This window comes from Roseomonas sp. 18066 (assembly GCF_902706185.1).
In the GTDB taxonomy this organism is placed as follows: Bacteria; Pseudomonadota; Alphaproteobacteria; order Acetobacterales; family Acetobacteraceae; genus Pseudoroseomonas.
On sequence record NZ_CACSJM010000226.1, the window covers coordinates 1 to 6,931 of the forward strand.

A 6,931-nucleotide genomic window follows, 5' to 3' on the forward strand; every position below is an offset into this window, starting at 1 on the left:
GGCTGGTCATGCTGCGGGCTCCGTCTGCGGGGGCGGGTCGGTCGGATCAGGCGGCGGTCGGCGTGGCGTGGCGGCTCGGCACCCAGGGCAGGCCGAGATTCTCGCGCAGCGTCAGGCCTTCGTACTCGGTGCGGAACAGGCCGCGGCGCTGCAGCTCGGGCACCACGAGCTCGACGAAGTCGCGGCCGCCATCGGGCAGCCAGGGCGGCTGGATGATGAAGCCATCGGCCGCGCCTTGGGTGAACCACTGCTCCATGGTGTCGGCGATGCTCCGCGGCGTGCCGATGACGCCCAGATGCCAGAAGCCGGCGGAGACGGCGGCGAAGAGCTCGCGCACCGTCATCCGCTCGCGCTGGGCGCGCTCCATCATGGTCAGGGTGAAGCTGGCGTCGCGGCCGGGCGTGTCGTGGTGGCCGGTCATCGCGACCGACGGCACCGGCGCGTCCAGCGGCAGGTGGCTGAGATCGGGGAAGTGGTTGATCAGCAGCATGCCATGCGCCACGCGGGGATCGAGAAGATCCTGCGCCTGCCTGAACTTCTGCTGCGCCTCCTCCTCGGTGCGGCCGACAACCGGCATGATGCCGGTCATCACCCGCAGGGAATCGGGGTCGCGGCCACGCGCGGCCAGGCGCTGCTTCACCGCCGCATAGTATTCCTGCGCCAGCGGCAGGGTCGGCTGCGCGCTGTAGAGCAGGTCGGCATGCTCGGCGGCGAAATCCTGCGAATTGGCCGAGGTGCCCGCGGTGACGACCGGCAGGCAGCCTTGCGGCGGACGGGCGGTGTCGAGCGGGCCGCGCACCTTGAAGTTGGCGCCGTCATGCTCGAGGAAATGGAACTTCGACCGGTCGAAATACTGGCCGCTGGCCTTGTCGCGCAGGAAGGCGTCGTCGTCCCAGCTGTCCCACAGCCCGCGCATCACCGCGAGGAACTCGGCGGCGCGCTCGTGCCGCTGCTGCGAGCTCTCCGGGCCCTGGCGGCCGAAATTCTGCGCCTCGTCCACGCTGGTGCTGGTCACCAGGTTCCAGGCGGCGCGGCCATTGCTGATATGGTCGATCGAGGCCAGGCGGCGCGCCAGGGAATAGGGCTCCAGGTAGCTGGTGGACGCCGTCATGACGAAGCCGACATGCTCGGTCGCGGCCGCCAGGGCGGCGCAGAGCAGCGTCGGCTCCAGCTTCAGATGGCCCTGCTCCATGTCGCGGCGGATGCGCGGGTCGTCGGTGTTGCGCACCGCCGCCTGGTCGGCGAAGAACAGGAAGTCGAGCTTGCCGGCCTCGGCGATGCGGGCGCAGTCCAGGTGATGCTCGAGCGACAGGCCGTTATCGGCGGGGCTGCCGGGCAGGCGCCAGGCGGCGTAGTGGTAGCCCTGGTTGGCCACCGAGAGGCCCAGGCGCATCTTTCGCGTCGTCGTCATGCGCTCAGTTCCCTGCCGCCAGCATCGGCTCGGCCTGCTGGCGGCGCGCCGGATTCAGCCCCAGATTCTCGCGCAGCGTGGTGCCCTCGTATTCGGTGCGGAACAGGCCGCGGCGCTGCAGCTCGGGGATCACCAGATCGACGAAATCCGCCGAATCCACCGGGATGCAGGGCGACTGGATGTTGAAGCCGTCGGCGGCGCCGGTGGTGAACCACTCTTCCATCAGGTCGGCGATGCTGGTCGGCGTCCCCACCACGCCCATGTGCCAGAAGCCCGCCGAGACCCGCTCATAGAGCTGGCGGATGGTGAGGTTTTCCGCACGGGCCTGCGCCATCAATTTGGAAGAAAAACCGCCCTTGCTGTTGGTGGCGGACAGCTTCACGTCTCCGGTGGAAACCTCCGGGATCGGGCCGTCCAGGTCGTGGCCGGTATAGTCCGGGAAGCCGTTGACCACGAGCAGGCCGAGGCCGAGGCGCGGCAGGATCAGCTGCTGCATGCGCTCGAACTTCTCCTGCGCCTCGGCCATGGTGCGGCCGATGAAGGGCATGATGCCGGGCATCACCTTCAGGTCGTCGGCGGTGCGGCCGTATTTCGGCAGCCGGCTTTTCAGCGAGGCGTAGTAGGCGCGGGCCGAGGCGATGTCGGGCTGGCCGCCATAGACCACGTCGGCGGTGCGCGCCGCCAGCTCCTGCGAGTTCTCGCTCTCGCCGGCGGTGAAGACCGGGATCTGCCGCTGCGGCGCGATCGGGCTGTCGAGCGGGCCGCGAATGTCGAAATGCTTCCCCTTGTGGTTCAGCAGATGCGTGCCGGCGCGCTCGAAGAAGATGCCGCGCGCCTTGTCGATCGGGATGGCGCCGTCGTCGAAGCTGTCGAACAGGCCGCGGAACACCTCGAGGAACTCGGTCGCCCGCTCATGCCGCGTGTCGGAGGGCAGCACCCGGTCCAGGCCGAAGTTGCGCGCCTCGTCCAGCGAGAAGCTGGTCACCATGTTCCAGCCGGCGCGGCCCTTGCTCAGGATGTCGAGCGTCGCGAACATCCGCGCCAGGTTGTAGGGATGGTGGTAGGTGGTCGAGGCCGTGGCCACCAGCCCGACATGCTTCGTGCAGGTCGCCATCGCCGCCAGCAGCGCCAACGGCTCGTGCTTGACCAGCTGGTGCTCCAGCTCGCGGGCGATGGCGGTGTTGTCCAGGTCGCGCACGGCCGAGGAATCGGCCAGGAAGATCAGGTCGAACTTGCCGCGCTCGGCCAGCGCCGCGCAGTGGCGGTAATGCGCGAAACGCATGTTGCCATCGGCCGGCACGCCGGGATGCCGCCAGGCCGCATAATGATAGCCAAGATTGGCGATCGAAAGGCCAAGGCTCATCCGCCTTCTGCTCGCGCCCATGGGAACCCCCTGCTGCCTTTCCCCGGGCCCGCTATGGCCAGGGAAATCGGTAGGAACGGCCGCCCGCGATGGATCATTGCCCATGCAAGCTGCCGCAGTTCCGGTGCTATGCGCCTTCCTCGAGCATCATCATCAGCGCAAACCGGCAGGCCTGGAAAGGGAAAACTGGATTGCGCTTTCGATTATTGCATGCCGATAAGATGCGCTTCAGCATGGCGGCTCACCTGGGAGGGTTTCCATGGCCATCGCCCGATCCCGCGACGAGCCCGCGCGCGACGCCCTGATGGTGCAATCGGTGGGCAAGGCATTTTCCCTGCTGCTGGCTTTCGATGCGCAGAATCCGACGCTCAGCCTGACGCAGCTCGCCGCCGTGGCGGGGCTGGACCGCAGCGCGACGCAGCGCTTCGCGCATACGCTGCTCAGCCTCGGCTATCTGCGCAAGGACCCGCGCAGCAAGCGCTTCTCGCTGGCCGCGCGCATGCTCGATCTGGCCAACCGCTTCATGATCACCGAGCCGCTGATCGCTGTCGCCCGCCCCTATCTGCTGCACCTGGCGCGGGAGACGCAGGAGACGGTGAACCTCAGCGTGCGCGACGGCGCCGAGGTGCTGTTCGTCACCCGCATCATCGGCCGGCATGTGCTGAACGTCGATGTCACCATCGGCTCGCGCCACCCGGTCTATTGCACCTCGCCGGGCATCGCCATGCTGGCCGCCATGCCGCCGGCCGAGGCGCGGGCGATCCTGGCCAGCTCCGACCGGCGGCCGCTGACCCATGCCACGGTCTGGGAGATGGAGCCGTTGCTGCAGAAGGTGGCGCAGGCGGCGCGGCGCGGCTTCGCCACCACGGTGGAGGAGATCTATGTCGGCGACATCGCGGTCGCCGCCGCCATCCGCGACGGGCGGGGGCGGCCGCTGGGCGCCATCAATGTCGCGGCGCTGCGTTCCCGCGTCACGCCGGAGGAGGTGGAGCGGCGCTACGGGCCGATGGTGATGGAGGCGGCGCAGTCGATCTCCCAGGCCTGCGGCACCCTCGGCTAACATGAAGGAAAAGTAATTAGTACGGTATAACATACCAAACTAAGCCTGGGCGCCGCCTTCCGGAGCCCCGCTTATGACCCGCCGCCGCTTTTTCGTCAGTGCCGCCATCGCCCTGGTGCCGGGGGCCGGCCTGGCCCAGGAGGCCGCGACGCTGCCCATGGTCCCGGTCACCGCCAGCCCGGTGCAGACCGGCCAGGCGGGCAGCTTCGTGCCGCTGACCACCCTCGACCAGCCCGCCATCGCCGAGGTTGGCGCCCGCAGCCTGGCCGAGCTGCTGGCGCAGGAGCCGGGCATCGCCGCCACCAGCTTCGCGCCCGGCGCCAGCCGGCCGGTGATCCGCGGCCTCGACAACTTCCGGGTGCGGCTGCAGGAGAACGGTTTTTCGGCGGGCGACGTCTCGTCCTACGGGGAAGATCATGCGCCGCCGCTCGACCCCTGGGCAGCCGAGCGGGTGGAGGTGATCCGTGGCCCGGCCTCGCTGCGCTGGGGCTCGCAGGCGATCGGCGGCGTGGTCAATGTCATCAACAACCGCATCCCGACGGCGTTGCCCGACCGCGCCGTGCAGGGCCGCGCCGGCGGCGGCTGGAGCAGCGGCAGCCGTGGCTGGGATGGCGGCGCCAGCGCCGATGTCCGCGCCGGCAACTGGGTGCTGCATGGCGACGTCTTCGGCCGCAAGGACCAGGATTACCGCCTGCCCGGCGGCGGGTCGCAGGCCAACAGCTTTGTTCGTAGCGACGGCCAGGCGATGGGCCTCAGCTATATCGGCGAGCAGGGTTTCATCGGCACCTCGATCTCCCGCTTCCGCAGCCTCTATGGCATTCCGGGCGGCGAGGAGGCCAAGCTCGGCATCGCCATCGACATGGAGCAGACGCGCTGGGCCAGCCGCGGCGAGTATCGCCCGGCCAGCGGGCCGATCCGCAGCATCGCCTATTGGCTGGGCTTCTCCCGGTATCGCCATGAGGAGATCGGGCTCGAGCACGAGGACCACGAGGAAGGCGAGGCGCACGACCATGCCGAGGCGGGCGGCCCGGTGGTGCATGGCGGCTTCCGCAACCTGACCTGGGATGGCCGGCTGGAGCTGCAGCACCAGCCGATCGTCACCGGGCTCGGCCCGCTGGACGGCACGCTGGGCCTCTCGGTCGAGCGCGAGCGGCTGCGCACCACCGGCGAATTTCTGGAGTTCTTGCCGCCGGCCCGGACGGATCGTTATGCGGCCTATCTGTTCGAGGAAATGCGCCTGACGCCGACGCTGCGCCTGCAGGCGGCGGCGCGGATCGAGGCGGTGCGCATCACCGGCGAGACGGCCGATTTCTCCGGCGGCCTCCTGCCGGCCGATGCCGAGCAGGCGCTGGAAAACGCAGGGCGCCGTCGCAACTTCGCGCCGATGAGCGCCAGCCTCGGGTTGTTGCAGGACCTGCCCTGGGCGATGCAGGCGCGGCTGACCGGCGCCTATGCCGAGCGCGCCCCCAGCGCCGCCGAGCTTCTCTCCCGCGGCGCGCATGACGCCTCGGGCACCTTCGACATCGGCGATCCGGGGCTGCGCAAGGAGCGGGCCGTCAGCGCCGAACTCGGCCTGGCGCGGCAGACGGGAAGTTTTCGGTTCGATACCAGTGCGTTTCTCTCGCACTTCGATGGCTTCATCTACCACGCGCTGACGGGCAACAGCTGCGGCGAAGACTTTGCGTCGTGCTCGGCGGGGAACGAAGGAGAATTCCTACAATCCGCCTATGGCCAGCGCGATGCCCGCTTCTATGGCGTCGAGGCCAAGGCCGAGCAGGATCTGTTCCGCGTCGGCCCCGGCCAGTTCGGCGTCTCGGCGCGGTATGACTTCGTGCGCGCCGAATTCACCGATGGAAGCAAGCAGGGGGGCGGCGGCAACCTGCCGCGGATCCCGCCGCATCGCCTGGGTGGCGGCGTCTTCTGGCGCGGCGGCGGCTGGAACACCGGCCTCGACTATCTGCATGCCTTCGACCAGGACCGCGTCGCCGCCGCGGAGACCAGCACCAAGGGCTATGAGCTGCTCAATGCCCGCATCGCCTATACCGCCGCGCTGGATGCGGATCGCGCGCTGACCCTGGCCGTGGTCGGCAGCAACTTGCTGGACCGCGACATGCGCAACTCGGCCTCCTTCAAGAAGGACGAGGTGCTGCTGCCGGGCCGCGCGATCCGCTTCATGGCGAGCCTCGCTTTCTAGCCGCTATTGGGCGGTCGCCCCGGAAATCCTCACCAGCTCGCCGGCCTTCTGCAGCTCGGCCAGCTGGAAGGTGGCAAAATCCTCCGGCGTGCTGCCGACGGGCTGGTAGCCGAGCTGCTCCAGCCGCCCCTTGGTCGCCGGCTGGCGCAGCACGGTGCCGATGGCGGCGGCCATGCCGGCGACGATCGGCGCCGGGGTGCGGGCCGGGGCGAAGATGCCCTGCCAGGTGTTGAAGACATAGCCGGGCACCGCCTCGCCCACCGGCGGCACGCCGGGCAGGCTGGGCGAGGGGTCCTGGCGGGTGACGCCGAGGGCGCGCAGCTGGCCGCTCTGGACGAAGGCCATGGCCTCGACGATCGGGGTGAAGACCACGTCGATCCGGCCGCCGACCAGGTCGGCGATGGCGGGGGCGCCGCCGCGATAGGGGACATGGGTGAATTTCACCCCGGCCTGCTGCTCGAACAGCGCCGCGCCGAAATGCTGCGAGCTGCCCGGGCCCGCGGTGCCGAGGTTGATCTTGCCCGGATTGGCCTTGGCGAAGGCCACGAGCTCGGCGATCGACTTGTAGGGGGTGGCGGGATGCACCACCACGACGCAGGCGTTCAGCAGGGTCAGCGAGACGGGGGAAAAATCCTTCACCACGTGGAAGCCCATCTCGGGGTAGAGGAACTGGTTGGTGGCATGCGTCCCCACCGAGGCCACCACGTAGGTGTAGCCGTCGGGCGCGCTGCGGGCGACGAATTCCGAGCCGATATTGCCGGCGGCGCCGACGCGGTTCTCCACCACCACCGGCTGGCCGAGCTGGCTGCCCAGCGCTTCGGCCAGGATGCGGCCGGCGGTGTCGGTGCTGCCGCCGGGGGCGAAGCCGACGACGAAGCGGATCGGGCGGGTGGGGGTCCAGAG

Annotated in this window: 5 protein-coding genes; 2 read left to right on the forward strand and 3 right to left on the reverse strand. The window is 69.5% G+C overall.

Annotation, left to right across the window (positions count from 1 at the left end; all coding sequences use genetic code 11):
- Positions 1 to 46: 46 nt before the first annotated feature.
- Both GVN67_RS27315 and GVN67_RS27320 read right to left on the reverse strand, forming a co-directional pair.
- Entirely contained in the window at positions 47 to 1,411 is a 1,365-nt protein-coding gene (locus tag GVN67_RS27315; RefSeq protein ID WP_160000471.1) for an LLM class flavin-dependent oxidoreductase, read from the reverse strand.
- A gap of 4 nt (positions 1,412 to 1,415) precedes the next feature.
- Positions 1,416 to 2,774 carry an LLM class flavin-dependent oxidoreductase gene (locus GVN67_RS27320; RefSeq protein WP_200845418.1) on the reverse strand — a complete coding sequence of 453 codons (1,359 nt, stop codon included), beginning with the start codon at positions 2,772 to 2,774 and terminating at the stop codon, positions 1,416 to 1,418.
- Positions 2,775 to 3,033: 259 nt separating this feature from the next.
- Here GVN67_RS27320 and GVN67_RS27325 point away from each other — a divergent pair, with 259 nt between their 5' ends.
- On the forward strand, positions 3,034 to 3,834 hold the full coding sequence (locus GVN67_RS27325) for an IclR family transcriptional regulator (protein WP_200845419.1): 801 nt from the start codon (positions 3,034 to 3,036) through the stop codon (positions 3,832 to 3,834).
- 73 nt (positions 3,835 to 3,907) lie between these two features.
- Positions 3,908 to 6,028, forward strand: a complete 2,121-nt coding sequence (locus GVN67_RS27330; protein WP_160000473.1) for a TonB-dependent receptor — start codon at positions 3,908 to 3,910, stop codon at positions 6,026 to 6,028.
- Positions 6,029 to 6,031: 3 nt separating this feature from the next.
- Here GVN67_RS27330 and GVN67_RS27335 read toward each other — a convergent pair.
- A partial coding sequence (locus GVN67_RS27335) for a tripartite tricarboxylate transporter substrate binding protein (protein WP_160000474.1) occupies positions 6,032 to 6,931 on the reverse strand: 900 nt, incomplete at its 5' end.